General features: G+C 52.6%; 25 protein-coding genes and 3 tRNA genes. 13 read left to right on the top strand and 15 right to left on the bottom strand.

The genetic code is table 11. From position 1 onward, the window contains the following. The 4 genes from MVC73_RS07050 to MVC73_RS07035 all read left to right on the top strand — a co-directional run. Positions 1-342, top strand: a 342-nt coding sequence (locus MVC73_RS07050) for a hypothetical protein (RefSeq protein ID WP_366938944.1), incomplete at its 5' end; no start/stop codon positions are given. 27 nt (positions 343-369) lie between these two features. Continuing rightward, positions 370-765: a hypothetical protein gene (locus MVC73_RS07045; RefSeq protein ID WP_297508834.1), complete on the top strand. Its 396-nt coding sequence runs from the start codon at positions 370-372 to the stop codon at positions 763-765. Positions 766-1,011: 246 nt separating this feature from the next. Then, on the top strand, positions 1,012-1,986 hold the full coding sequence (locus MVC73_RS07040; RefSeq protein WP_297508831.1) for an N-acetylmuramoyl-L-alanine amidase: 975 nt from the start codon (positions 1,012-1,014) through the stop codon (positions 1,984-1,986). Positions 1,987-2,040: 54 nt separating this feature from the next. After that, the gene (locus MVC73_RS07035) at positions 2,041-2,574 is read left to right on the top strand and encodes an adenylate kinase family protein (RefSeq protein ID WP_297508828.1); all 534 of its coding nucleotides are present in this window, start codon (positions 2,041-2,043) and stop codon (positions 2,572-2,574) included. Here MVC73_RS07035 and MVC73_RS07030 read toward each other — a convergent pair. Beyond that, entirely contained in the window at positions 2,559-3,047 is a 489-nt protein-coding gene (locus tag MVC73_RS07030; RefSeq protein WP_297508825.1) for a type II toxin-antitoxin system VapC family toxin, read from the bottom strand. The two genes, MVC73_RS07035 and MVC73_RS07030, sit on opposite strands and share 16 nt — an antisense overlap. A gap of 58 nt (positions 3,048-3,105) precedes the next feature. Here MVC73_RS07030 and MVC73_RS07025 point away from each other — a divergent pair, with 58 nt between their 5' ends. Genes MVC73_RS07025 through MVC73_RS07010 form a run of 4 tightly spaced genes read left to right on the top strand, consistent with a single transcriptional unit; the run spans position 3,106 to position 5,695 of the window. Next, positions 3,106-3,873, top strand: coding sequence for a 5-oxoprolinase subunit PxpA (locus MVC73_RS07025; RefSeq protein WP_297508822.1), 768 nt, complete (start codon positions 3,106-3,108; stop codon positions 3,871-3,873). Then, the gene (locus MVC73_RS07020; protein ID WP_297508819.1) at positions 3,870-4,001 is read left to right on the top strand and encodes a hypothetical protein; all 132 of its coding nucleotides are present in this window, start codon (positions 3,870-3,872) and stop codon (positions 3,999-4,001) included. The genes MVC73_RS07025 and MVC73_RS07020 overlap by 4 nt, the downstream gene beginning before the upstream one ends. A gap of 4 nt (positions 4,002-4,005) precedes the next feature. Continuing rightward, the gene (gene pxpB / locus MVC73_RS07015; protein WP_297508815.1) at positions 4,006-4,695 is read left to right on the top strand and encodes a 5-oxoprolinase subunit PxpB; all 690 of its coding nucleotides are present in this window, start codon (positions 4,006-4,008) and stop codon (positions 4,693-4,695) included. Next, positions 4,688-5,695: a biotin-dependent carboxyltransferase family protein gene (locus MVC73_RS07010; RefSeq protein WP_297508812.1), complete on the top strand. Its 1,008-nt coding sequence runs from the start codon at positions 4,688-4,690 to the stop codon at positions 5,693-5,695. The genes pxpB and MVC73_RS07010 overlap by 8 nt, the downstream gene beginning before the upstream one ends. Here MVC73_RS07010 and MVC73_RS07005 read toward each other — a convergent pair. After that, a complete protein-coding gene (locus MVC73_RS07005; protein WP_297508810.1) occupies positions 5,658-6,104 on the bottom strand; it encodes a UPF0179 family protein in 447 nt (148 codons plus the stop codon). The genes MVC73_RS07010 and MVC73_RS07005 overlap by 38 nt on opposite strands. Before the next feature lie 27 nt (positions 6,105-6,131). Beyond that, a complete protein-coding gene (locus tag MVC73_RS07000) occupies positions 6,132-7,187 on the bottom strand; it encodes an NAD(P)-dependent glycerol-1-phosphate dehydrogenase (protein WP_297508808.1) in 1,056 nt (351 codons plus the stop codon). A 69-nt stretch (positions 7,188-7,256) separates the two neighbouring features. On the opposite strand from MVC73_RS07000, the gene MVC73_RS06995 reads away from it, so the two are divergent. The 3 genes from MVC73_RS06995 to MVC73_RS06985 are packed head-to-tail and all read left to right on the top strand — an operon-like array spanning position 7,257 to position 9,439. After that, entirely contained in the window at positions 7,257-8,069 is an 813-nt protein-coding gene (locus tag MVC73_RS06995) for a DUF63 family protein (protein ID WP_297508805.1), read from the top strand. A gap of 4 nt (positions 8,070-8,073) precedes the next feature. Continuing rightward, positions 8,074-8,844 carry a bifunctional fructose-bisphosphatase/inositol-phosphate phosphatase gene (locus MVC73_RS06990; RefSeq protein ID WP_297508802.1) on the top strand — a complete coding sequence of 257 codons (771 nt, stop codon included), beginning with the start codon at positions 8,074-8,076 and terminating at the stop codon, positions 8,842-8,844. Next, positions 8,834-9,439 (top strand): rhomboid family intramembrane serine protease, encoded by a 606-nt coding sequence (locus tag MVC73_RS06985; RefSeq protein WP_297508799.1) that lies wholly within the window; start codon positions 8,834-8,836, stop codon positions 9,437-9,439. Before MVC73_RS06990 ends, MVC73_RS06985 begins: the two co-directional genes overlap by 11 nt. A gap of 31 nt (positions 9,440-9,470) precedes the next feature. Here MVC73_RS06985 and MVC73_RS06980 read toward each other — a convergent pair. Both MVC73_RS06980 and MVC73_RS06975 read right to left on the bottom strand, forming a co-directional pair. Then, positions 9,471-9,558: transfer RNA gene (locus MVC73_RS06980), tRNA-Leu, on the bottom strand. Positions 9,559-9,586: 28 nt separating this feature from the next. Continuing rightward, positions 9,587-10,348 carry a DUF835 domain-containing protein gene (locus MVC73_RS06975; RefSeq protein WP_297508796.1) on the bottom strand — a complete coding sequence of 254 codons (762 nt, stop codon included), beginning with the start codon at positions 10,346-10,348 and terminating at the stop codon, positions 9,587-9,589. Between the two features lie 87 nt (positions 10,349-10,435). Between MVC73_RS06975 and MVC73_RS06970 the strand changes: the two genes are divergently transcribed. Further along, positions 10,436-10,513 (top strand) — tRNA-Lys (locus MVC73_RS06970). 70 nt (positions 10,514-10,583) lie between these two features. After that, positions 10,584-11,795 carry a DEAD/DEAH box helicase gene (locus MVC73_RS06965; RefSeq protein WP_297508793.1) on the top strand — a complete coding sequence of 404 codons (1,212 nt, stop codon included), beginning with the start codon at positions 10,584-10,586 and terminating at the stop codon, positions 11,793-11,795. An 80-nt stretch (positions 11,796-11,875) separates the two neighbouring features. Here the strand turns inward: MVC73_RS06965 and MVC73_RS06960 are convergent. The 10 genes from MVC73_RS06960 to MVC73_RS06915 all read right to left on the bottom strand — a co-directional run bounded on the left by MVC73_RS06960 (position 11,876) and on the right by MVC73_RS06915 (position 24,389). Further along, positions 11,876-11,962: transfer RNA gene (locus MVC73_RS06960), tRNA-Ser, on the bottom strand. A gap of 13 nt (positions 11,963-11,975) precedes the next feature. Beyond that, positions 11,976-12,284, bottom strand: a complete 309-nt coding sequence (rpsJ, locus tag MVC73_RS06955) for a 30S ribosomal protein S10 (protein ID WP_012571711.1) — start codon at positions 12,282-12,284, stop codon at positions 11,976-11,978. 47 nt (positions 12,285-12,331) lie between these two features. After that, a complete protein-coding gene (tuf, locus tag MVC73_RS06950) occupies positions 12,332-13,618 on the bottom strand; it encodes a translation elongation factor EF-1 subunit alpha (protein ID WP_297508790.1) in 1,287 nt (428 codons plus the stop codon). A gap of 263 nt (positions 13,619-13,881) precedes the next feature. After that, positions 13,882-14,766 (bottom strand): hypothetical protein, encoded by an 885-nt coding sequence (locus tag MVC73_RS06945; protein ID WP_297508787.1) that lies wholly within the window; start codon positions 14,764-14,766, stop codon positions 13,882-13,884. After that, the gene (locus MVC73_RS06940) at positions 14,763-16,079 is read right to left on the bottom strand and encodes a DNA methyltransferase (RefSeq protein WP_297508783.1); all 1,317 of its coding nucleotides are present in this window, start codon (positions 16,077-16,079) and stop codon (positions 14,763-14,765) included. The genes MVC73_RS06945 and MVC73_RS06940 overlap by 4 nt, the downstream gene beginning before the upstream one ends. Positions 16,080-16,290: 211 nt before the next feature. After that, entirely contained in the window at positions 16,291-18,489 is a 2,199-nt protein-coding gene (locus MVC73_RS06935; protein ID WP_297508780.1) for an elongation factor EF-2, read from the bottom strand. 101 nt (positions 18,490-18,590) lie between these two features. After that, positions 18,591-19,667 carry an HD domain-containing protein gene (locus tag MVC73_RS06930; protein WP_297508887.1) on the bottom strand — a complete coding sequence of 359 codons (1,077 nt, stop codon included), beginning with the start codon at positions 19,665-19,667 and terminating at the stop codon, positions 18,591-18,593. Between the two features lie 396 nt (positions 19,668-20,063). Next, on the bottom strand, positions 20,064-20,864 hold the full coding sequence (locus MVC73_RS06925) for a GTP cyclohydrolase IV (protein WP_297508885.1): 801 nt from the start codon (positions 20,862-20,864) through the stop codon (positions 20,064-20,066). 34 nt (positions 20,865-20,898) lie between these two features. Further along, complete coding sequence (locus tag MVC73_RS06920) at positions 20,899-22,305, bottom strand: restriction endonuclease (RefSeq protein ID WP_297508777.1); 1,407 nt, start codon at positions 22,303-22,305, stop codon at positions 20,899-20,901. Further along, positions 22,302-24,389: an AAA family ATPase gene (locus tag MVC73_RS06915; RefSeq protein WP_297508774.1), complete on the bottom strand. Its 2,088-nt coding sequence runs from the start codon at positions 24,387-24,389 to the stop codon at positions 22,302-22,304. The genes MVC73_RS06920 and MVC73_RS06915 overlap by 4 nt, the downstream gene beginning before the upstream one ends. Between the last annotated feature and the right edge of the window lie 28 nt (positions 24,390-24,417).

Genomic DNA, 24,417 nt, shown 5'->3' with positions numbered 1-24,417 from the left:
AGACCGAGCTGGAGAGGAAGAGAAATGAGTGAGATACTCATAGTTCTTCCAAAGGAGAGCTTCAAAGCCCTCAAGGGCAAGGATATAAACGCACTTCTCAGGGAAAACCTGCCGAAGGCCGAGGAGACCCTCAAGGCCGAGCGGGAGGAGTTTCTACGCAAGAAGATTACCAAGCTGGAGGAGAAGCTTCACAAGATGGAGGCAGAAATCAGGGAGCTAAGGGAGTTCTACGAGAGGGCCCTGAGGGACAAGGAGCTCATGATGGCGGAGCGCGATAGGCTCAGGAAGGAGAACGCAGAGCTTAAGGCGGAGCTTGAAAGGAAGAAAGTGCACAAACCGTGAAGGAATCGTTCATGGAGTGTGAACGAAATGAAGCTCATCATCAAACCCGATAAGGGCTTCGGGAAGATTAAGGTCGAGCTGGAGGATGAACTCGCGGGGGAGATCAAAGGGCTGAGTGAGAGGTACGGCGTTCCGGCGGAGAGGGTAATCGAGATTGCCCTAAAAGGCGAGTTCAGGGAACCCCTTGGTGAGCTTGAGGAGCTGGAGGAAAAAGCGGAAGAGCTCGAAAAAAGAGCTTGGAAGCTTGAGAAGGAGTACTCACCGCTCCGCTTTAAGGCCTACGGGCTGAGCGAGGACAACAGGATTCTCGCCAGAGAGCTGGCCAGCCTTATAGCCGAGAACAGCCAGCTCAGGCGCTTCCTTGGCCTCAAACCTGAGAGGAACCCAGAACTCAGAAGGCTTATATCCTACTACCGGAAATGAGTCAACGCGGATGATGAGAGCGAATTGCGCGGACCTGTGAAGAGAAGCACCCTCTGACGCCGCTCCGGGCGGGCCGTGACGATTCCAAGACGGGCTGAGCTTTGCTATGACGTACCCTATGAGCGCCGAGCCCGCCCGGGGCGCTTACTTCTCATTCCAAAATTCTGCCGGAAGTCTGGAAAATATACAAAAATTTATAAGTCCCTCAATCAAATACTGATACACCAATGCTGGGAGGTGTCTACCATGAGAAGAATAAGCGCATTGATAATCGCCTTAATGCTCTTGGCCCTGCTTCCGGCCCTCAATCCAGCAATGGCCGCAGGCTCGAACCTGAGTGGATATACAATCTGCGTGGATGCTGGCCACGGCGGAAAAGACCCCGGGGCCGTCGGCTACGTGGTCGAGAAGGACGTGAACCTCGCGATAGCTCTCAAAGTCGCCCATGTTCTTGAGATGGACGGCGCAAACGTCGTTCTCACGAGGGACGGCGACTACTTCGTCACACTCTCAGGAAGGGTGCAGATAGCGAACTCCGCTGACTGCGACATCTTCATCAGCATACACGCCAACTCAGGGCCGAATTCCGCGAGCGGTTTCGAGGTCTACCACTACTACGGCTCATACAAGGGAAACATATTGGCCACCTATGTTGACCAGGAGATTGACAAGCTCATCCCGCTCAGGAACAGGGGCGTTAAAGAGGCCGGCTACTACGTCCTCAAGTACACCCACATGCCCGCTATACTCATCGAGACAGGCTTTGTGACGAACTCCTACGACGCGGGCATAATAAGCGACGAGTCCTATCAGTGGAAGTACGCTTACGCTATTCTCCACGGCGTTCAGAGGTACTTTGGCGTTCCGGTTCACGACCCGGTTCCGACAGTTGAGAAAGTAAGGTTCGCCGACCACGGGAACTACTTCAGAGTGGTTCTGGATATGAGCAAGAGCGCGAACTACCACGTCTACTACACCTCCTACTCGAACGGCCACCACCTCGTCATCCAGATTGACAACGCCCAGCTGACCGACCTCGGCTGGCCGGTCTACAACGGCTGGTACTACACCTACACGGGTTCCAGCATCGCCCCGATAATATACGCGACCGAATACGGGGGGAACGTCTTTATCGTGATCGAGGTGAACACGGCCTACGCACCGTACAGCGACTTCACTCTCTCGAACCCGGACAGAATAGTCGTGGACATCTACAGCTGACCCTCTTTTCAACACTCTTTTTAAACTCCCGGCCTATTCTCAACCGGTGGTATTATGATCATAGCCGTGACCGGAACCCCAGGGGTTGGGAAGACGACCGTTTCAAAGCTCCTCGCGGAGAGGATGAACTACCGCTACGTGAACATCAGGGACTACGCTCTTGAGAAGGGCCTCGGGGAGATGAAGGGCGACGAGCTGGAGCTGGACGTTGATGAGCTGGCCGAGAACTTCGCCAAGGACTTTGGGGGGGAAGACGTGATTGTTGAGGGCCACCTGGCCCACTACATGCCCGCCGATATCGTGGTCGTCCTGAGGACACATCCGAAGCTGATCGCCGAGAGGCTGAAAGCGAGGGGCTATTCGAAGGAAAAGCTTGGAGAGAACGTCGAGGCAGAGCTTGTTGATGTCATCCTCGTGGAGGCCATAGAGGAGAACGAGAACGTCATCGAGGTTGACACGACTGGAAAAACTCCAGAGGAAGTTGTTGAGGAGATACTGGGCCTCATTGAGAGGGGAGTTAGGAGAAGGGTTGGAATCGTTGACTGGAGCGAGGCCTACGACGAGGTAATACCCTACCTGCGCCTCTGACGCCTTCTCCTCGGGATTAATCTTACGGGACTTCCGCAGTCAGGGCACACTCCCCCTGGGGGCATCTCTTTAAACCTCTTGCCACAGCCGATGCAGACGTAGTTCCAGCGGATGACACGCTTTATACCGCGCTTAAGGGTTTTAAACTCGATTCCGAGAGTTTTGGCTATGTTCTGGAGGTTGTAGTCGTCGGTGAATAGAACCCCCTTAAGCTCGTAAGCCAGTGCGAGAACCTCAATGTCGGCATCGCCCAGCTCGCCCAGCTCGCCGGTTTTTCTCGATGCTTCCTTAACCGCCTCAATGCTCTCCTTCGAGGGAACCAGGATTCTGACCTTGCCAGCGCTTATTAACCCCTCAAGGAAAAGCCTCGACTCCGGATCCTTTACCTCCTCGACGACCTTTGGAGTGGTAACGCCTTCAACGTCCACTCCTTGAATGAAGATTGCGCTGTCTATGACGTTGGGTCTCTTCATGGCCAAACCTTGGAGAAACCCTTTTTTAGATTTCCGTCGAAAGGAAAGCGGTGGGAACATGAAGGTTGACCTCAACTCCGATTTAGGCGAGAGCTTTGGTCGCTACAAGCTGGGCCTCGACGAGGAGGTGATGAAGTACATAACCAGCGCAAACATAGCAACCGGCTGGCATGCAGGAGATCCGCTCGTTATGAGGAAGACCGTAAGGTTAGCGAAAGAAAACAGCGTAGCCGTTGGCGCGCATCCGGGCTATCCTGATTTGATGGGCTTTGGCAGGAGGTACATAAAGCTTTCTCCGGAGGAGGCGAGAAACTACATCCTCTACCAGATTGGAGCTCTGTACGCCTTTGTTAAAGCCGAAGGCCTTGAGCTACAGCACGTTAAGCCCCACGGTGCACTCTACAACGCCCTCGTGAAAGAGGAGGAGCTGGCCAGAGCGGTGATAGAGGGAATAGCGGATTTTGACAGAAAGCTCATCTTCGTAACGCTCTCGGGCTCAAGGCCCGCTCAGATAGCGGAGGAGATGGGCGTCAGGGTTGCCCACGAGGTCTTCGCGGATAGAGCCTACAACCCGGACGGAACGCTCGTTTCCCGCTCGAAACCCGGGGCGGTGATAGGCGACGCGGAAGAGATAGTCGAGCGCGTTGTTTCGATGGTCAAGGATGGCGGAGTGAGGGCGATAAACGGCGAGTGGGTGGAACTTAAAGCTGACACAATCTGCGTCCACGGGGACAACCCGAAAGCTGTGGAGATAGCCTCGATGGTGAGGAAGGCACTTGAGGCGGAGGGAGTTAAGGTAGTGCCGATGGGGGAGTTCATCAGATGAAGGCCAGGGAAAGATTAGAGGGGAGAAAACTCAACGAATTTCGACGGGATGTGGAGCTGGCTTTTGGAATATTTGAGGAAGAGATTAGCGTGGAAGACCTTAGAAGGGAGTGGGACAGAAAAAGGTGAGACCATGAAAATCAAACCCCTTGGCGACTCTGCGCTTCTCGTTTCCTTTGGAGAGGTCATAGACGATGAAATAAATGCCAGGGTTCACGCAATAGCAAGGGTAATAGAAGAGTCAAACTTCGAGTGGCTGGTCGAGACGGTTCCCGCTTACTCCTCACTTCTGGTCATCTACGACCCGCTGAAGGTTTCCTACTCGGAAGTCGAGGCATCCATAGACCCGTTGCTGAACGCTGAGGGGAGGGCCTTTGAGAGAAAACTCGTGGAAGTTCCCGTTGTTTACGGTGGCAAATACGGCCCGGACATCGAGTTCGTGGCTAACTACAACGGTTTGAGCGTCGATGATGTCATTGAGATACACTCCAAACCAGTTTACAGGGTTTATTTCCTCGGCTTCCTTCCCGGATTTGCTTACCTCGGCGGGATGGACGAGAGAATAGCAACACCCCGTCTGGAAAAGCCCCGCCTGAAGGTGCCAGCGGGCTCTGTGGGAATAGCGGGAAAGCAGACCGGCATCTACCCACTCGAAAGTCCCGGTGGCTGGCGTCTCATCGGGAGAACACCGTTGAGGCTTTTCAACCCTGCAAAAGAACCGCCAACCCTCCTCCAGCCGGGCGACAGGGTGAAGTTCGTGCCCATAGACGAGGAGGAGTTCAGGGAGATCTACCTGGAAGAATGGGGTGAAGGCGTTGATTGAGCTCCTCCGCGTTCCGTCTTTGCTAACGGTTCAGGACTCTGGAAGACCCGGTTACAGAAAACTCGGCGTTCCCGTCTCTGGTTACATGGACGATTGGTCCGCGAGGATAGCCAACTACCTCGTCGGGAATCCCGGAAACACCCCGCTTTTGGAGTTCCTCTTCGCCGGGCCGACACTGAGGTTCAACGCCTCAGCGGTCTTTGCCGTTGTTGGAGACGTCGAGGTCAGGCTCAACGGCGCCCCAATAGACCCCTGGACGAGCTATTGGGCGAAAAGGGGCGACGTTCTTGAGGTCGGAACTTTGAAGGGAGGTCTCTACGGCTACATAGCCTTCGCTGGTGGAATAAAGTGCGAGAAACTCTTGGGCAGCTGCTCCGCCTATCCGAGGGCAAAGCTCGGGAGACCGCTGAAGGCAGGGGATAGGTTAAGCCTCGGCTACGCTCTTTTAACGGGCAGGGAAGGGCGCTATCTGCCCCCTGAACTAAGACCGGATTATTCAGGAAACAAGAGGGAAATAAGGGTTGTCCTCGGGCCGAACCTTGAGCACTTTACTGGCGAGGGCGTTGAGACGTTTCTAAGCAAGACTTACACCGTAACCCCGGAATCCGACAGGATGGGCTATCGCCTTGAGGGGCCGGCTATTGAGCACTCCAAAGCGGGAGCCGACATCGTAACCGAACCGCTTACACCTGGAGCCGTTCAGGTTCCCACGAACGGAAGGCCGATAGTTATGATGCGAGATGCCCAGACGACCGGTGGCTACGCGAAGATAGCGACTGTGGTGAGCGCTGACCTTCACCTCTTGGCCCAGAGCAGGCCCGGGACGAAGGTGCGCTTTAGAGAGGTTGGAGTTGAGGAAGCCCGGGAAATACTCAGGAGAGGGGAGAAGAGGATGGAAGCCATGAGGGCCTTTTTGGAAGGAAAAATGAGGGCGTATAAGGTGAAGGTTGGTGGAGAAGAGTTCACGACTTTTGCTGGGCCTTCTTCCTCATCACCTTGACGACCTTGTAGGTTTTTCCGTCGCACTCGACTTCGCCGGTCACCTCTATAACCTTCACGGAGTCGCCCTCGAAAAGGCCCTCCGGGCGGAAGATGTCAATCTTTTTGGGGTCACTGCACTCCTCGAACTTCAGCTGGATTATCGAGCCGACTATCGCCAGCCTTGGTTCGACGGCCACCTCTATGCTGGGCTCAACGACCTCAACGACACGAACCTTCCCCTCGTGGAGGGGACAGGAGTGGGAGGGCATACTCCTTACGCGGAGTATCTTGTACCTCCTTCCCGGTTCGAGGTTTCCAACGCAAACTCCTGCCAGTTTGCAGGTCTTGCAGGGCTCAGCGGGGCCGTAGAAGATAAACTCAAGACCCGGCTTGGCAAGCTTTTCACCAACTAACGTGATTATGGCCATTTCAATCACCTCCCGATGAAACGATGATCAGATTACTCCGGTTATTTTAGCGGCCCTCTCAGCTGCTTCCCTCGTTAAACCGTCCTTCCCGAGGATTGTATAACGCTCGGACCTTATCGTGTGGGCTATAGTGAGGGCCTCGACCACAACCTCGGGCTCGATTCCAAGCTCGTATGCGGTTGTTGGTGCGCCCACCCTCTTTAACGTTTCCCTGATTCTCTCCCACTTAAGCCCGTGGAGATAGGCCATTATTATCGTCCCGAGGCCCACCTGTTCGCCGTGCAGGGCCGGTTTCTCAAGGAGCATGTCGAGGGCGTGGCTGAAGAGATGCTCGGCACCGCTGGCAGGCCTTGAAGAGCCGGCTATGCTCATGGCAACGCCACTGGATATGAGGCCCTTCACGACCTTCCTCACCGATTCCTCGTTGCCGAGTCTTATTATGTCGGCGTTCTTTATGACCATCTTGGCGCTCATGAGGGAAAGCGATGCTGCATACTCGCTGTAGTATTCCCCCTTTATCCTGTGGGCCAGTTGCCAGTCCTTTACAGCGGTCAGGTTGCTTATCGTGTCCCCAACTCCAGCGGCGAGGTAGCGGTAGGGGGCGGTCTTTATCACCGTCACGTCCGCTATGACCGCTATCGGCGGAACCGCCTTGACCGATGTCTTGGCTCCCAGGTCCCTTATCGAGGCGTTTGCACTCGCTATGCCGTCGTGGGAGGCAGTGGTGGGAAAGCTTATGAAGGGAACGCCTGTTTTAAAGGAAGCTAACTTGGCGACGTCTATTATGCTCCCACCGCCGACCGCTATCGTCCACTGGGCGTTTTCGTCCCTTATGGCCTCGATGGTGCGCTGGACTTCCTCCATGGTCGCGCCCTTCCTTATGAGCACCCCCTTTACCTCGTAGGCCTGCCCGAGGTTGCGCTCTATTTCAGCCCCCGCTATCTCCCGCGTCCTCGGACCGTAGAGCACCAGCGCTTTCTCGCCCAGCCCGAGCCTTCTGGCGACGTTGACGACTTCCCCCTTGAGGTTCTCGCCGAGCAGTACCTCACGGGGAAGTTGCATGAGGTGAAGCCTCTTCTCCATTTTCCATTCCCCTACTCATTCGGTGGGAAAAGCTTTAAGGCTATCGGAACAACCGTCTATGGTGGTCAAATGGGCCTTTACGAGTTCTTTTACAGGTATTTCGTGGCGCCGATAAAGTACAACGAGGGCTACAACGCCGTCAACACCCTCGTTTATGCGCTGATCCTCGGCATCGCGGTAATACTGCTCTACGAGATGCTCAAAAAGATGAAGGTCAGGGTGGACGAGCGCTTTTTTCTGGCCCTCGTACCCTACATCCTCCTCGGTCCCCTTATGAGGAGCGCCACCGACCTGGGCGCCCTCCCGAGGACCTACCTCACCGTCAGCCCCGGGGGGTACTTCGTTATAGCGTCCTTCGCGATAGCTTCCCTCTTCGTCGTCTGGAGGCACGTGAGGCCGGGGGAGGAGCTCTACCCCCTCTACCGCGACTTCGGATGGGTTCTCGTCGGCGGGATGCTCTTCGTTATGCTCATCAACTGGGAAAAGTTCTCCGTAAGGTGGGGCTACTTTAAGTACTTCATTCCGGCACTGACCATTTCCGAGGCCTTCATCTGGCTCCTCGCGAGAAAGTTCGAGCTGGTCAGGAACAACAGGGTGATATTCTACACCCACTTCTACGACGCGACGACGACCTTCGTCGGCATACAGTTCTTCGGCTTCTGGGAGCAACACGTTCTGGCCAGGTGGCTGATCGACTCCTTCGGAACGCCGGCTGTGATGTACCTCGAAAAGCTCCTCATAATAACGCCCGTCGTTTACATCCTCGACAGGCTGATGGAGGAAGAAGACCCGGACCTAATCAACTTCGTGAAGCTCGCGATATTCATCCTCGGCTTCGGGCCGGGGACGAGAAACCTGCTCATAACCCTGCTCTCGGGGTGAGAATATGGAGTTCGGATGGAACGAGATAGCCTTCAACATGGGGAAAGAGCTTGAGCGTAGAATCCTCCCCCTCTTCGGAACGAAAAAAGCTGGGGAAACCGTTGGGAGGAACGTAAGCGGTGACGTCACCAAGTACGTTGACAAGGTCGCCGAGAACCTTATACTCAACCACCTGAACCCTCTAGGCGTGAACGTTGTGAGCGAGGAAGTAGGAGAGATAGACAACGGGAGCGATTACACGGTCATTGTTGACCCGCTCGACGGTTCCTACAACTTCTCAGAGGGAATCCCGGTGTTTGCCTTCAGCTTCGCTGTCCACAAGGGAAAAAGGCCCGTTTACGGTGCAATCTACGAGTTCATCACGAAGAACTTCTACGAGGCCCTCCCGGGCGAGGGGGCCTATCTAAACGGCAAGAGGATATGGGTCAACACCCCCGAACCAGAAAAGGAGGCCCTCAGCTTCTACACGAGGGGCCGGTGCACCGGAATCATAAAGAAGGTCAAAAGAATAAGGGTTCTCGGTGCCATAGCAGTCGAGCTGGCATACGTTGCGAGGGGTTCGCTCGACGGCGTTTTCGACATAAGGAACTACGTCAGGCCGACGGACATTGCCGCGGGAGTGCTGCTCGTGAGGGAAGCGGGGGGAATTGTAACGGACGAGAGAGGGAGGGAACTTGAAGTTCCGGCCAGTGCGACGATGAACATGAACATAATCGCGGTCGCCAACGAGAGACTCCTAAAGCTAATACTGGAGGAGCTGGAAAATGAGCCTTGAAAGATACTTTTACCGCTACGGGAAAGCCACATTCACCCTCTTCCTCCTCAACGTCGGAGTCTACACAGTAGAGGCAGTTCTGAGCAGAAACCCCTTCTTCATCAGCAACAGGGTTCTGGCGTTCCTCGGCCAGTGGAACTACGCTGTTACTCACGGGGCATGGTGGCAACTCTTCACCGCGATGTTCGTCCACGTCAACATCATCCACATAGGTTTCAATATGTACTTTCTCCTCGTCCTGGGGAGCCAGCTGGAGAGAATCCTCGGGCCAAAGCGCCTTGCGCTGACCTACGTCCTCTCGGGCCTCACCGGGAACCTGCTAACACTGGCCGTTGTGGCCCCCAATGTTATCAGCGCTGGGGCAAGCGGTGCCCTCTTCGGCATCGCTGGAGCGCTTATAACGATAAACGGGGTCATCGGGAGGAACCTGCAGGGGGCGATAATAAACGCCTTTGTCCTCTTCCTCCTCAACAGCATCCTTCCGGGGGTCAACGCCTACGCCCACCTCGGGGGCCTGCTCATGGGGATGCTCATAGGCTACTACTACGGCCAGAAGATACGCAGGAAGCTCTCCTTGGCCTACGGCTACTGGTGATTTCCCTTTAGTCTTTGTCAGAAGAGTTCGCTGGTGCGGGGGCGGGGATTTGAACCCCGGAACCCCTACGGGACGGGACCCTCAATCCCGCGCCTTTGACCAGGCTCGGCAACCCCCGCGTTGCCAAATATAGGGAACGGAGAGTGTTTATAAAGTTTGCGGTGCCTCAACCGGGAGCTCCCTGAACTCCCTGTGGAGGAGAAAGCGCTCCCTGGGCTCCAACGTCTCCTCATCCACGAGGACTATCATCCCAGCATTCTTGGTGAAGAGATAATCCTTGAGTGTAACCAGGAACTTGAAGACTGCGTCAAAGCCGTTGTTGAGGATGAGGTATTCAAGTCCATCTATCACTATGAAGGTGTTCTTATCAGCCTCGCTGAGAAGCCTGTGGAGTATGGGGGCGAGCTTGGTCGGCGGAACGGCGTCCTCAGCGGGAACGGAGCTGAGCCAGAGGTGGGGAACGTTTTTCTTCCTGTAGGGTTCGGGATTACGGGTTATCGCTATAACCTTACGGCCCTTGAGGAGCTCAAGGAGGGCCTCGACTGGCATCGGTGGGCATATAAAAGCTCCAGAGGGGAGAACAGAAGCACCTCCAACGACAACGCGGGGCCTTACCCTCAGCCTTTTCTTCATTCTAACCCCCGCAAAGAGGATTAGGAACATCCCAACCGCAACGAGAACATCATCGAGAATCTTTGTAATCGGGGAGATTATCACGTCGTTCATTACGTTTTCTGCATAGCCCGCCCAGAAAATTATAAGACCTAAAAGGACGTAGTACCAAGTTCTTCTGCCAAAGTATGAGGCAATCCATCCCCTGACACTGTAAACGGTGTAGATGGCGAGAGAAAGCATTGAGAACGCCAACACCTCGGCGAGCAACTTTACCGCATGATACGAGCCATCCATGGTTTAATATTGGATTTCAAGCTTAAAAACCTGGGCCCAGCACCGAAAAATTTATAAGTGCCCCCGGCCTCTATGGTTTCGGGTCGTGGGCCGGTAGCTTAGCCTGGTTAGAGCGGCGGACTCTTAATCCGCAGGTCGGGGGTTCAAATCCCCCCCGGCCCGCCAAAACGCGTTTCTCCTCGGCGCGTTCTGAGGAAAGGGCGCGTTTGAGACTTCAGCGTAAGGAGCTAAAAAGATGAGTTTTGAAGAGCTTGGCTTATCCAGGGCCTCAGTTGAGGCCGTTAAAAAGAAGGGCTTCTCCAGTCCAACAGATGTACAGAAGGAGGTCATTCCAATCCTCCTTGAAAAAAATAGTGACATTGTGGGCCAGTCCAAGACCGGTAGCGGTAAGACCGCGGCATTTGGTCTGCCGATTCTCGACATGATAGACGAAAACTTGAGGGAGGTTCAGGCCCTTATTCTGACCCCAACGAGAGAACTCGCCATACAGGTGAGTGAAGAACTCCGCTCCCTCAGGGGAAGGAGGAGGGTTCATATATACGCGATTTACGGTGGTCAGCCGATAGGCCCCCAGATGAGGGCCCTTGAGAGGGGAACACAGATAGTAGTGGGAACACCCGGGAGGGTTCTCGACCACATAAGGCGCGGAACCCTCAAACTCGACTCGATCCGCTTCTTAGTCCTGGACGAAGCTGATAGGATGCTCGACATGGGCTTCCAAGAGGACATAGAAGCAATTTTCAGGGCTAGCCCTAAAGAAAAGAGGGTTCTTATGTTCTCCGCCACGATGCCAATGGATGTCCTTCTGCTTGCCAAGAAGTACATGAGGAACCCAGAGGTTGTCATCGTCAGCAGGGACGAGCTCGTTCCGGGGGAAGTTGAGCAGGAGTACATCGAGGCCGTTCCGTCAAGGAGGTACGAAATACTCAAGAAAATCCTCTTAGATGGGTTTTACGGCATAGTTTTCTGCCAGACGAAGGTGGAAACCCGGGAGCTGGCCGAGAGGCTTAGGAGAGACGGCTTTAAGGCCGAGGCCCTCAACGGCGACATGAGCCAGCCTTCGAGGGAGAGAACCTTCAGGCGCTTCAAAGAAGGCCGAACTAAAATCCTTGTTGCAACGGATGTGGCAGCCAGGGGACTGGATGTTCAGGACATAAGCCACGTCGTCAACTACTCGATACCCATGAACACCGAACAGTACATCCACAGGATAGGCAGAACCGGGAGAATGGGAAAGAAGGGGAAGGCAATAACCTTCATCCAGCCCGGGGAGCTCAGGAGGTTCAGGTACATAGCCAAACAGGCAGGAGTTGACGTCAAAAAATCGGAGCTTAGCGAGGAACTGCCGAGGGAATACCGCGAGATGGTGAGAAGGGACGAGCTTGAGAACGAATACAGGCAGAGATGGGGCAGAAACAGGCCTAAGGGAAGGAAAAGGCGCTATTAGGCCGGTCTGAGCCTACCCCCTTCTTATTCTCGTTTTGTAGCCTTTTCAAGAAAGTTCCGGGAGAGAAAAGTGAAGGGAGCTGGCGCCGGGGCAGGGATTTGAACCCTGGCGGGCTAACGCCCACGGACTCTCCAGGCCCGCGCCTTCCCAGGCTAGGCTACCCCGGCGCATAAAAGGGAATCATGAGATGAGCTCGATTTCGATGGTAACATCTTCCGGAACGCGGATGCGCATGATCTGGCGCATGGCCCTTTCGTCGGCTTCAATATCGACGAGCCTCTTGTGGACGCGGAGCTCAAACCTGTCGAAGGTGGCAGTTCCTTCTCCGTCAGGGCTCTTTCTGGTGGTAATCCTTATCCTCTTCGTTGGAAGCGGTATCGGTCCGCTCATCCTGACGCCGGTTCTCTCGGCGATCTGCTTGATCTGATCGGTGACCTCGTTGAGGGCCTTAATGTTGGTGCTCGCAAGTTTAATCCTCGCCTTCTGCATTTCCGTCCCTCCTAAGGTTTAGGAAGTAATGGAAAGGGAGAAGGCCTTCACTCGGCCTTCTGGATGGAGATGACCATACCGGCGGCGACGGTCTGGCCCATGTCACGGATAGCAAAGCGACCCATCTGCGGTATCTCCTTGACCGGCTCGATGACCATTGCCTTGGTCGGCCTGAGGATGACGATTGCTGAGTCACCGGTCTTGATGAACTGCGGGTTCTCCTCGACGATGTTACCGGTCCTCGGGTCAAGCTTGGCGAGGATCTGCTCGAACCTGACCGCGACCTGGGTGGTGTGGGCGTGGAGCACCGGGGTGTAGCCGACGGTTATAGCGGTCGGGTGGTTGAGGACGATGATCTGGGCCTTGAAGGTGTCCTTCGGCCTGACAACGGTCGGCGGGTTGGTAGTGTGTCCGGCAACGTCACCGCGCTTTATGTCGTTCTTACCAACGCCACGGACGTTGAATCCGATGTTGTCACCCGGGTAGGCCTCCTGGAGTGGCTCGTGGTGCATCTCGATGGACTTAACCTCACCCTGAATCGGCTTGTGGAAGATCGTGCTTGCGGGCTCGAAGATGACGACGTCGCCAACCCTGAGCACACCGGTCTCTACCCTGCCAACCGGGACGGTACCGACACCCTTGATGGAGTAGACGTCCTGTATCGGTATGCGGAGCGGCTTGTCGATCGGCTTCGGCGGCTCGGGTATCTGGTCGAGGGCCTCGATGAGGGTCGGACCCTTGTACCAGGGCATCTTGTCGCTCCTCTTGACGACGTTGTCACCCTCCCAAGCGCTTATCGGAATGACCGGGAAGTTCTTGTAGCCGAGCATCTTGAGGAGCTTCTCGACCTGGGCCTTGACCTTCTCGAAGGCCTTCTGGTCGTAGTTGACCATGTCCATCTTGTTGATGGCAACTATGATGTGGTTGATACCGAGGGTCCTGGCAAGGAAGGCGTGCTCCTTGGTCTGGGGCATGACACCGTCGGTGACCGCAACTACGAGAACGGCGGCGTCGGCCTGGCTGGCACCGGTGATCATGTTCTTAACGAAGTCCCTGTGGCCCGGAGCGTCGATGATGGTGATGTACCTGTGCGGGGTCTCGAACTTGGTGTGGGCGACGTCGATGGTGATACCCCTCTCGCGCTCCTCCTTGAGCCTGTCCATGACCCAGGCGAACTTGAAGGACTTACCCTTCTCACCCATCTCCTCGAACTTCTTGATGATGTTCTCCGGTATGTTCGCTGTGTCGAAGAGCAGTCTTCCGATGGTGGTGCTCTTGCCGTGGTCGACGTGGCCGATAAACACTATATTAACGTGTGGCTTCTCCTTTGCCATTTTCAAACACCTCCAAATTTTGGTCTAGTCCGATTGACTAGGACGGCTTTTTAAATCTTTCGAACCTCGGCCCCCTCGGGCGGGAAACCCGCCGTTTACGGGGAGGCCTCATGAGTTCCGAGCTAAGTTGAGAAGCAGGTTTAAAAAGTTAACTATAAAGTTTTTGAACTTACTATGCCTCCTTTCATGTTTTATTGATTTTTCGCTCCGAACAGCAGTATGTTCATTGGCATCTACTAAATTACATTCTACTTTGCTATTCATTAGTCAATAATGAAATTTGTTAAGAACTGTAACACTCTATCCTTGCTGTGAAATCTACCCTCGACTTTATCTCCATCGGTAAATTTTACGTATACTTCATATTCTTTAAATTCATTTTCCTCAGAATTAACTTCAGCATATTCCTTAACGAATTCAATGGCATCTTCTACTCTATGAAAGATTTTCTCGTTTCCGAATAAAGGAATTACTATGACTTTTTCAACTTGCCTCAACAAAGACTGTTTTAAGCTATTCATAAATTTGTCATATTCGGGTTTTATTTTCTCCTTTATGCATTGTTCTATATCCTCAAGATCTTTGTCAGATAGAGATTCCCAGCGCCTAATAAGTTCCTCTTTTACTTCATCTGGAGCATCTTCGGGATAATTTAAGTCTATATCCTTCCTCTTGAAACATTCGACAATAACACTAAAGGGTACATGCAGAACGTGAATACCATTGGAAACTAATTGGTTGATTCCTCCATCTGTAAATTCCCCAGCAAGTATTGCACCAACAAATGAACAGGTGTCTTTATATGTCTCTCTGAGAGGCAGCAGGGCTCCTTCTATCTCACCAGCTTTATTGCGAGAATGTTTTGTGTATCTTCTCCAAGCTAGTTCTATAAATGCCACAGGTTTACCTCTTCGTTCAAAAGAGCCATCCTTCTCAATAACAAAATCCATGTCATGGGGGTTTCCCTTATTGTCTATCCATGTTACTTTCTTTTTTTTACCTCTTACTTTTGGTCGTGGTCCTTTTCTATCGCAATAAAATCCATGCCTCTGAGAAAAAGAGACTAAATCTTTCCCAAACATTTCCTCTATAAAGTTACCAATCATTTGTCCTAGTTTATGTCCTGGGGACGTAACCATTGTTTTCACCTCACCCAAAGGATTCCCTCTTTTAATGGAACGTTATGTTTTCTAGTTTTCCATTTTATATTTCTGTCCCGTATTTTTTCAAAATAGTACTTATTAAAACCAACATGAATAGCTAACCTACCTAGCCACTCCTCAACAGGGACGTAAATTCCATATGGAGCAGAATCCCCAATAACAATTGCCATAGTGCAATCTTGTTTGCACATACGTCTCATGTTTTTCAGAGCTAGATACAAATCATAAAAATATGCTGCAACCATTAGGTGATATTTCTTTTTTCCCCCATGTTTTAATCTCTCCTCTGCTAATTTATAACAAACGTCTTTTAAATCATCATATATTGGCGTGTGTTTTAGGTTGTTTAATAACTGCTCCAATTTGACATTTTCATATGAAAAGTGCTGCGTGCAAGATCTTATCAAGTACTTTCTCGCTTTTTCGTGAAGATCTCTCCAAGTATTAACTTCCCCCCAGAAACTTAACTCTAATCTTACTGCATCTGCATAATCATAATTGTTTGCATAAGGAGGAGATGTTATAATTAAATCCACACTGTTGGAAGGAATTTTATGGGTGTAACGGATATCATCTTGGATTAATGCTCCTGTTGGCCGTGCATTTTTTTGGAAGTATTCAATGTCTTGGATCATTATAGAAATCTGTTTCTGAAATGCTAAATATGGGGAAAGGTATGTTTTCTTCTTTTTATTGGGCAGAACATACTGCCATGGGGCAGTACCCTTATTCGAAGTTTGACGAAGTATAGCTGTGATAGCAAGCCATATGATTTTAGATTCGGGGGAATCATCATTATAAAACTGCCATGCCAACCTCAAAGAGTTTAAATCTTCCAACACATTAGTTGGATACATTCTTCTGATGAGAGAGGGATACTCCACTAATTCCCATTTTTTAGACTTGGCAGCATTCAGCACTTTCATTGCAAGTGTATTTAGATTATTAATATTTACATCCTTCCAAGATAACTTAATTGTAGCAATTTTCCCAATAAACGGATGTGCCTCTATACCATATGCCCTTATACCCAGTTCTTCTGCAGCAAGGATTGTAGTCCCTGTTCCAGCAAAAGGATCCAACACGGTAATATCATTATCTCCTTGTTGCGTTAACCTCCATTTTATGACCTTCTTAACCCACTCTGCAGAAAAACCCGCTGGGAAACGGAACCACCTATGAATGGGGAGGGACATATTATCTACAAAATTCGTGTCATTAGGTCTCCATGTTACATTATCGTTTATTTTTGTACTATGCACATACTCAAGTAGTGTTTGTTGCCTGATATTATCCATCCCTCCACTCCCCCTAAGATTTTTTGTTATTACAACTATGCAACTCTATCTCAACGTAGTAGCTGTAATTGATAAAGTTTCGGATATGCGGGATAGGTCTACCAAGTAATTACCATTTATATTCTCCGGGGTATTTCCTTTTAAAAATTTTAGCTAATTAAAAAAGCAATAGAAAAACGATAGAAATGAAACAGTCAACGAAACAATGAACTCACTGCTGCGGGCAGACGTCCTTCTCGGTCGGCGGGTTCGGGTCGAGGCCCTTCCTCTGGCGTATCTGTCTGATTATCTGCTGGGCGAGCTCGGTTGGAACGCGCTTGAAGCCGGCGTGCTCGGTGCTCCAGAGGGCCCTTCCGCTGGTGGCACCACGTATCGCTCCGGCGAACCCGAACATCTCCGCGACCGGCGCCTCGGCGATGATTATCATGACCTCTCCTTCCTGCCTCATATCGATGAGCTGACCGCGCCTCTGGTTGATCTCCCTGCTGACTGCACCCATGTACTCGTAGGGCACGTTGATGATGACCTTCTGGTAGGGCTCGTAGAGGACCGGACCGGCCTTCATCATGGCACAGTGGATCGCCGTCCTTATCGCGGGGTAAATCTGGGCCGGACCGCGGTGGACGTTGTCCTCGTGGATCTTCGCATCGTGAAGCCTGACGATGACCTTCATGACCGGCTCCCTAGCCAGCGGTCCCTCGTCCATCGCCATGTGGAAGCCGTCCACGAGCAGGTCCATGACCTCGTTGAGGTACTGGATACCCTTGGTGTTGTCGAAGAACATGTTGCCGTTGTAGACGTCAACGATGCCCTTGGCCATCTCGTAGTCCATTCCGAGTTCGGCGAGCTTTTTAGCGACCTCCTTCGGGTTCTTGGGCCTGCCCTCGGGGATTATTCCCTCGCGGATGGCCTGGTATATCTCGTCCGGCATTGGCTCGACGGTGATGTAGAACCTGTTGTGCTTGTTCGGGGACTTCCCCTCGACGATTGGGCTCGGTCTGCTGATGCTCTCGCGGTAGACGACTATCGGTGGGCTAACGTCGACGTCTATCTTCCAGTCCTCCTTGAGCTTGACGAGCTTGACCTCAAGGTGGAGCTCACCCATACCGCTGAGGAGGTGCTGGCCTGTCTCCTCGTCGATCTTGACGTGCAGAGTTGGGTCTTCCTTGGCGAGCTGTCTCAGGGCCTCGATGAGCCTCGGGAGATCCTTGACGTTCTTCGCCTCAATTGCCACGGTAACAACCGGCTCGCTCACGTAGTGGAGGGCCTCAAAGGGCTCTATCGGCTCCTGGGCGACGGTCTCACCGGCCATCGCATCGCGGAGACCGGTTACCGCGACGATGTTACCAGCGGGAACAGCCTCCATGTTTATCCTCTCCGGGCCCATGTAGATACCGACTTGCTGTATTCTGGCTTTTCTCTTGCTGTTGATGAGGTAGACCTCCATTCCGCTCTTCACGGTTCCGCTCCAGACTCTTCCAGTTGCTACCTCACCGGCGTGCTTGTCGATGATTATCTTGGTGACGACCATGACCATCTTGCCCTTTGGATCACAGCGAAGCATGGCTTGGCCGACCTCGCTGTTTATGTCACCCCTCCAGAGGTGCGGAATCCTGTACTTCTGGGCCTCAACCGGGTTCGGGAGGTGTCTGACAACCATATCGAGAACCACGACGTGCAGCGGTGCCTTCTTCCTGAGGGTCTTTAAATCACCGGCGTTGGTAAGCTCGACAATGTCCTTGAAGGTGACGCCGGTCTTCTTCATGAAGGGCACACTGAGCGCCCAGTTGTAGTATGCACTGCCGAAAGCGACGCTTCCGTCCTCGACCCTAACCATCCACTGGTTCTTGAACTCCTCAGGGGCGTAGCGCTTTATGAGCCTGTTGACGTCGGTGATTATCTTGGCGAACCTCTGGAGTATCTCGTTCGGCCCGAGCTTGAGCTCCTTTATAAGGCGGTCAACCTTGTTGATGAAGAGAACGGGCTTGACGTACTCGCGAAGGGCCTGCCTGAGGACGGTCTCGGTCTGGGGCATGACGCCCTCGACGGCGTCGACAACTATAATCGCACCGTCTATCGCACGCATGGCCCTTGTAACGTCACCGCCGAAGTCGACGTGACCCGGGGTGTCGATGAGGTTGATGAGGTATTCCTTGCCCTCGTACTCGTGAACCATCGAAACGTTGGCCGCGTTGATGGTGATTCCCCTTGCCTGCTCCTGCTCGTCGAAGTCAAGGACGAGCTGTTTTCCAGCGAGCTCCTCGCTTATCATTCCAGCTCCAGCCAGAAGGTTGTCGCTCAGGGTCGTCTTACCGTGGTCAATGTGAGCGGCGATACCCATGTTCCTGATTCTCTCAGGCTGGGTCATGAGCTCCTTAATCTTCGCAATCATCTCTTCCCTTCTTCCCATACACATCACCATCCTTGGATGAGCTTGTCGGCTTAACTTAAAAGGCCCGGTTATAAAGCTTTTCCCGGTGGAACTTCAGGCCGGCGGAGGGGCACGTAGGACTACTTAAGGATTTCGGAGACAAACCGCTCAGCTTTCCGGAAGATGGAAGGCTCCGCGTAAACTCCCCAGCGCCAGTAACTCTCCCGGACATTGACCAGCGCCCTGACAAGTGGAGAAACGTCGCTTAGTCTCTTCACCTCTCCTCCAACAAGAACGAAGGCGTTCCTCTCCTCGAACTTGGGCTTTGGTGGATAGTCAACAAGGGCGAGGTGCCCGAACTCACCCTCAAGCTCTGCCTTAAGCTCCTCGATAACGTCCCCTCCGGGGTCTTCACTGCTCAAAAGGACCCGCTTGTAGAGCCTCCTCTCATCAACGGCTTTAATAAGCTCCATGACTTCGGGTTTCTCGCCCCTTCTCAGCCTCGCAACGAGATCAACCTCATCCATAGAGCGTATCTCCCCAAGAGATATCCCCTCAAGCTCCACCGCTTTCACAACCATCGTTCCGGCGATTCTCGCGGTGTGGTGCTGGTAAACGGTGGGATACATCATGCTCCTCGCAAGGAGAAGGTTCTGACCGGCCATGATACCCTTCTCAAGGAGTATAAGCCTGTTCCCATCCCAGCGAAGGTTTCTCACAAGCCTTTCAAGGTCAACTATGCCGTAGGCGACGCCGGTGTAGTAGGCATCGCGCACGAGGTAGTCCATCCTGTCGGCATCTATGTCACCGCTGACGAGCGGGTTTTTCAGGAGGTTCTCAAGCTCCTTGATGGAAAAGCTCTCTCCTAGAATATCGCCGATTTCACCGCGCTTTATGAGCCAGCGCGTGTTCTCCTCGTGCTTAGGGAATAGGGCCTCAAGGGTGTGGGAAAATGGGTAGTGGCCGAGGTCGTGAAGCAGGGCCGCGTAGATAACACCCTCATCGATTTCAGGGTTTCTAGTCGAGACGAGCCTAGCCAAGTGGTAAGTTCCGAGGGAGTGCTCGAAGCGTGTATGTCTGGCTGATGGATAGACGAGATAGGCCAGGCCGAGCTGGGTTATCCTCCGCAGACGCTGGAACTCGGGGGTATCAACCAGCCTCACCGCGAAGTCGTCAAGTTCTATTCCCCCGTGAACCGGGTCGTGGATGAGCTTCATCTCCACCACGTCAGTAAACGTTCTTTCTTTTTCCAATCTTCAGGATTTTTATTACTCTTCTCCTTTTTGTGATTTGTGATACTCGAAGATAGCCCGATAGTCCTCCACGCGGAGACTATAGACGTTACCGTGCCCTTTAAGCTTTTGAACGTCATTAGTCTTGTTCTCAAAGCCCATTCTTCACCACGTCCCACTCAAGGAACTCGTCATTTCAGCGCTATGTAATTGACCGAACCTCCCAGTACTCCGGTTCAACTTCCTCAATCAGTTGAAGTTACCTCCATAAGCTCCCTTAGGAACCGTTCTATCTCACCTATCCTGTGAAGCACTTCTACGAGCGTAACGTCTATTCTCTCACCCATGGAAGGATTGAAAAAAAGGAATAAATCCCTGTGCTTAGCTCCACGTCTCCGCTATTACATCATGCTTGTGGATGCTCTCCTGGCTGATTACGCGCACGTGGATTCTGCCCCTGAAGCGCTCCTTGGCCTTGGAGAATATCTCCCTTGCAACGTCCTCGACGAACTTGGGGTTTTCAAACATCCTTTGAACGACGGCGTTCTCGTCCGGTGTCTTGAGGAGCGTATAGGTCGGACTGCTGAAGGAACTCTCAACGACGTCTATCATGTCTTCAAGCGGTATCTCCTCGTCGAAGGGGGCCCTAACCTCAAGCTCTCCCACAGCGCGCTGGATGTGGGTCTTCCCGTCGTTGTTGGCCATTGCGTGCGGACAGACCGTGTTGCCTATAACCTTAACGCGGAGAACCTTCTCAAAGGAGCCGTCCTCGTTCTTTATGACCCCGACTTCAACATCGTAGGGCTCGTAGGAGACCCTCCCGCTGGCCGGGGTCTCGCGGGGGATTATGAGGTGCGTCCTTATCCAGACCTCAGCCCTCTTGTGCGGGTGCTTCCCCTCAAGCCGTTTTATTATGCACCGGCCGAGCTCCTCAAGAGAAGTGTGCGCTTCCCTCACTTCCTCTTCAACCGCCTCGCTCATCGCTTCCGTTATGCTCTCAACGAGCCGGCTCATGTGGATGCCCTTCTTTTCGGCCGGGAGGTCTATGGTGACCTCGAAGACCGGGAGGAATGTGTACACCCTTCCCTTCCAGTTTATCTTTGCAACACTCCTGAGGTTGGTTATCCCGACTTTTCTCAGGGGTTCGCGTATTGCAGGCCTCTCCTCCTGGGTCTCTATCATTTCTCTCACCCGAAGCCCATACTTCGCTGTCCTTTTAAAGCTCACCGCAGAAGTCCAGGAGAAACTCCCTCACCCTCTCCCTGAGTCCCTCCTCAAGGGAAACTCCACTTCCATCCACTACAACCCCATCTCCAATCCGGGATATCTCATAGCCGAAAATTCCCAGTTTGGTTCCATCAAAGAACCTCAGCACATCGTCTCCCCCCGCGGTGAAAAAGTCCGGAAGCCAGTAGTTGTACCTGCCCTCAAGTCTTGGGTAAATCAGCAGAACTCCCCCTCCAAAGAGTTTTGCGTAGGCATAGGCCTGATAAAGCTCGGAACTGTTTCTTACAAGCTTTCTTACCCTTCTGCCTTCATTGTTGAGTCGAACGTAGAGGTCTCGATACTTCACTTCAACAATGCAAGAACCTTTTTCGGTTCGTATCGTTATATCCGGCAGGGGGTTTCCCATCATAAAAACGGCCCTTCTCTTAATTTCGTACTCCCTGGCGTTTCGGATTATGTGGGGCAAACTTTCCTCAAACCTGACTTCCGCCTCCCTTCCAAGTGCACTCCTTATTGTCTGATAAACAAGTGCCTCAAAGAGCTCATCCATGCTTATGAAGATGCCGGGGAGTATTCTATCCCCAGTACCAAGACCTGTAAAGGCGGACAGTATGGTCTCCGCGAGATTAAACACCGTTCTGAACCTCTCGTTGAGATGGTTGAATGCCACTTTAGCCCCGTCCCCCGGGTGGGGGAGGTCAACACCCTGAAACGCACCCATCAGTATCCCACCGAGCCTTTTTGTTGGCTTCCATTTAGCGGTGGACATGACGATGGCAAGGGCTCCCTTTAAAACCCTGTTTAAAGGATTGTTTTCGAGCATTAAGGAATACCTCACCGGTACCTCCGGCTCCCAGGGAGGCCTCCTAGCCATTTTACTCACCAGTATCCTGCCCCTTATGACCTTGGAGTTCTCTTCTATTTCCCCATACTCAAGGTAGGGGCCCTCTCCCAGGGCCTTCGAGAGCAGAAGGACGTACATGCTCTTGAAAAGCTCGTCTATGTCACCACTCCTGCTGTATTCATCCCCCAGGGCATTAAGGTGCCCGCGTTCAAGGTTCATGCCCTTTGCGAGATTGAGGAGGTGAAGAAAAAACTGGATTGACCTCCTGTCATCCGGGTCAGCTCTGAACGGCTTGGGGAGAACCTGAAAGGTCATTCTCTTACCTCTCCGGACATAATATGCAAAGCCAATACTACCATGTGCCCTTAGATAGTGCTCCCGTCTCCGGGGGGAGTATTCTATGCTGAACACTCTGTGTTCCCTTCCGTGGATGGTGTTGATAATTTCAACGAAATGGGAAAGCTCTGAGTGGGAAACGTCAACTCCCAGGGCCCTTAGCTTGCTCAGGGAAACCCTCTCAAATTCATGCAACCTCACAATAACCTCTCTCATTTTTCACTCACCAGTCGCCTGAGAGTTTCTATGAACTCTTCATCACTCATTTCGGCTATTCTACCCTTCTCGTCTATGAAACTAAAGCCGGGAAGGGCCCTCCTTAGGGCTTCCCAGTTACCGTAGAAGTACTCCTGGAGCAGCGGAAGTATCTTGTAGTAGAAGACCCTCCTCAGGGCCCTGACCCTGTCTTTTGCCAGAGCAACCTCCATAAGGTAACCGTGTCCTATGGTGTAGTCCTTGCCCCTCTCCTCTTCTATGGCCTCGTTTATCCTCACGAGTAAATGCTGGAGGTTTACGCCGCCGACCTCAACGCTCCCCAACAGTTCCGGCTGGGGGAGAAGTTCAACGAAGGCAAAGCGCCTCCTGAGGGCCATGTCGAGAAAGGCTATGCTTCTGTCCGTTGAGTTCATTGTGCCAACAATGAAAAGGTTGGGGGGAAGAGCAAAGGGCTCTCCTGAGTAGGGGAGAGTGATAATGGTTTCCATTTCCCCTCCAAGTCTCTTATCGGGGTCTAGGAGGGTTATCGCCTCACCAAGAATCCGGGATATGTTTCCCCTGTTTATCTCGTCGATGATAAGGACGTACCTTCCGCGCGGGTTGAATTCAACTTTCTCTCCTCTCCTTCTCTTTTCAAGGAACTCCAAGACTTCCCTTTTCATCTCGGTGTAATCCCCTGAAGTTGAGCCCCTGAGTCCACGATAAATTGCCTCAATCGCCATTCTCTTAAGAACACCGTCGCTCACAAGATACACCAAACCTCCGTTTTTCTCCACAGGTCTGAATCCCTCTATGAAGTCCTCGTAGCTGTACGATTGGTGAAATGTGACAATCTCAAAACGCTCGGCCCTCTTTGCCAGTTCCACGGCCGTTTTCGTTTTACCCGTTCCGGGGGGACCGTAGAGTATAAGGCCCTTAAAGGTCTCCAGAACATCGCTCAGGGACTCACCCTCCTCTTCCCGCTCCTGCGCCTCCTCTCCCGCCCTATGGGAGTAGAGGTAGGGGTTGTCCTTTAAGAGGTAGTAGTAGAAATCTCCACTTGAACTCGTCTTTCCGGATGTCCTACCGAGGTAGAGCACATCCCCACTCCTGGAGATACCTGCAAACTTGGGGTCGAGGAACTCAGGGTTATACCTGCCGAAGAGGGTTCTGTCCTCAAGCTCGTCAATGAGCAGAGGTTTCTTTGACTCAAGCCGGTCGTGAGGGACGAAGCCCCCGTAGAGATAACCCCTGAACTGTCCAAGAACTATGAAAAGGCCCCTATCGGTAAAGCGGGCAAAGACAAGTTCGCCGGGGAGGGGGAGGATAGAAAGTTTTCTGTCGATTATCAGGTACAGCTCCTTGCCCATTTTAGTTCCGAGCAGGGCGTAGTGCCTATCCCCGACGAAGATGTCGCCTATGGTTCCCTTTATTGGTTGGGGAGAGGGATTGCTGAAGAGCACCTCAACACCATCCCAGAACTCTAGAGGTGAGTAGTAGGGATAGAGGGGGTAGGGAACCTTCCCAACACGCAAAAACATCTTTTTGCCCCCGGGTTCCTTAAACGTATGCAGAATGTAGACCTCCTCCGGAGTGTCGTATATGCTGTGGAAAAAGGCGTAACCACCGGGAAGTCTCGGTATAAAGACGACCTCCACTTCGGCGGGGGCAGTGAAATTAAGCCTCATGTCCCCAAAGATAATCACCCGGTCGTTGGCCGTCAGGAACACGTATATCGGCGGTTTTGAGAACGTTATTCTCTTGGCCTCCTCGCGGGGACTTCCGGAGAGGGGATACAACGTGATTTCTCCCCCTCCACATTTTGAAAACACCCCGACGTATTCCTTTCCGGGGAAGATTATAACCTCCGATTGGCAGGAAATTGGAACCCCCTTTTCCCATCCGGATAGGGGTTTACCCGACGTCTCAAAAACGTGCAAAAAGCGGGAATCGTAGTCATCTCTCACAAGAACGGCCACGTAGTCTCCGTTATCAGAGAGCTTCATCTCTTCGACTGCAAACCCAATCCTCTCCTCTTCGTACTCTTCGGAGAGATACGAATTTATAGAATCAACTGCCCCTCTCATCGGTTCAAAACGTCCCATAGACAAACACCCCCACTGTATAGGGGAA

Origin of the sequence: Thermococcus sp., assembly GCF_027052235.1 — an archaeon.
Classification (GTDB): domain Archaea; phylum Methanobacteriota_B; class Thermococci; order Thermococcales; family Thermococcaceae; genus Thermococcus.
Note: the sequence above shows the minus strand (reverse complement) of the source record. Positions and strands in the feature narration are given on the sequence as shown.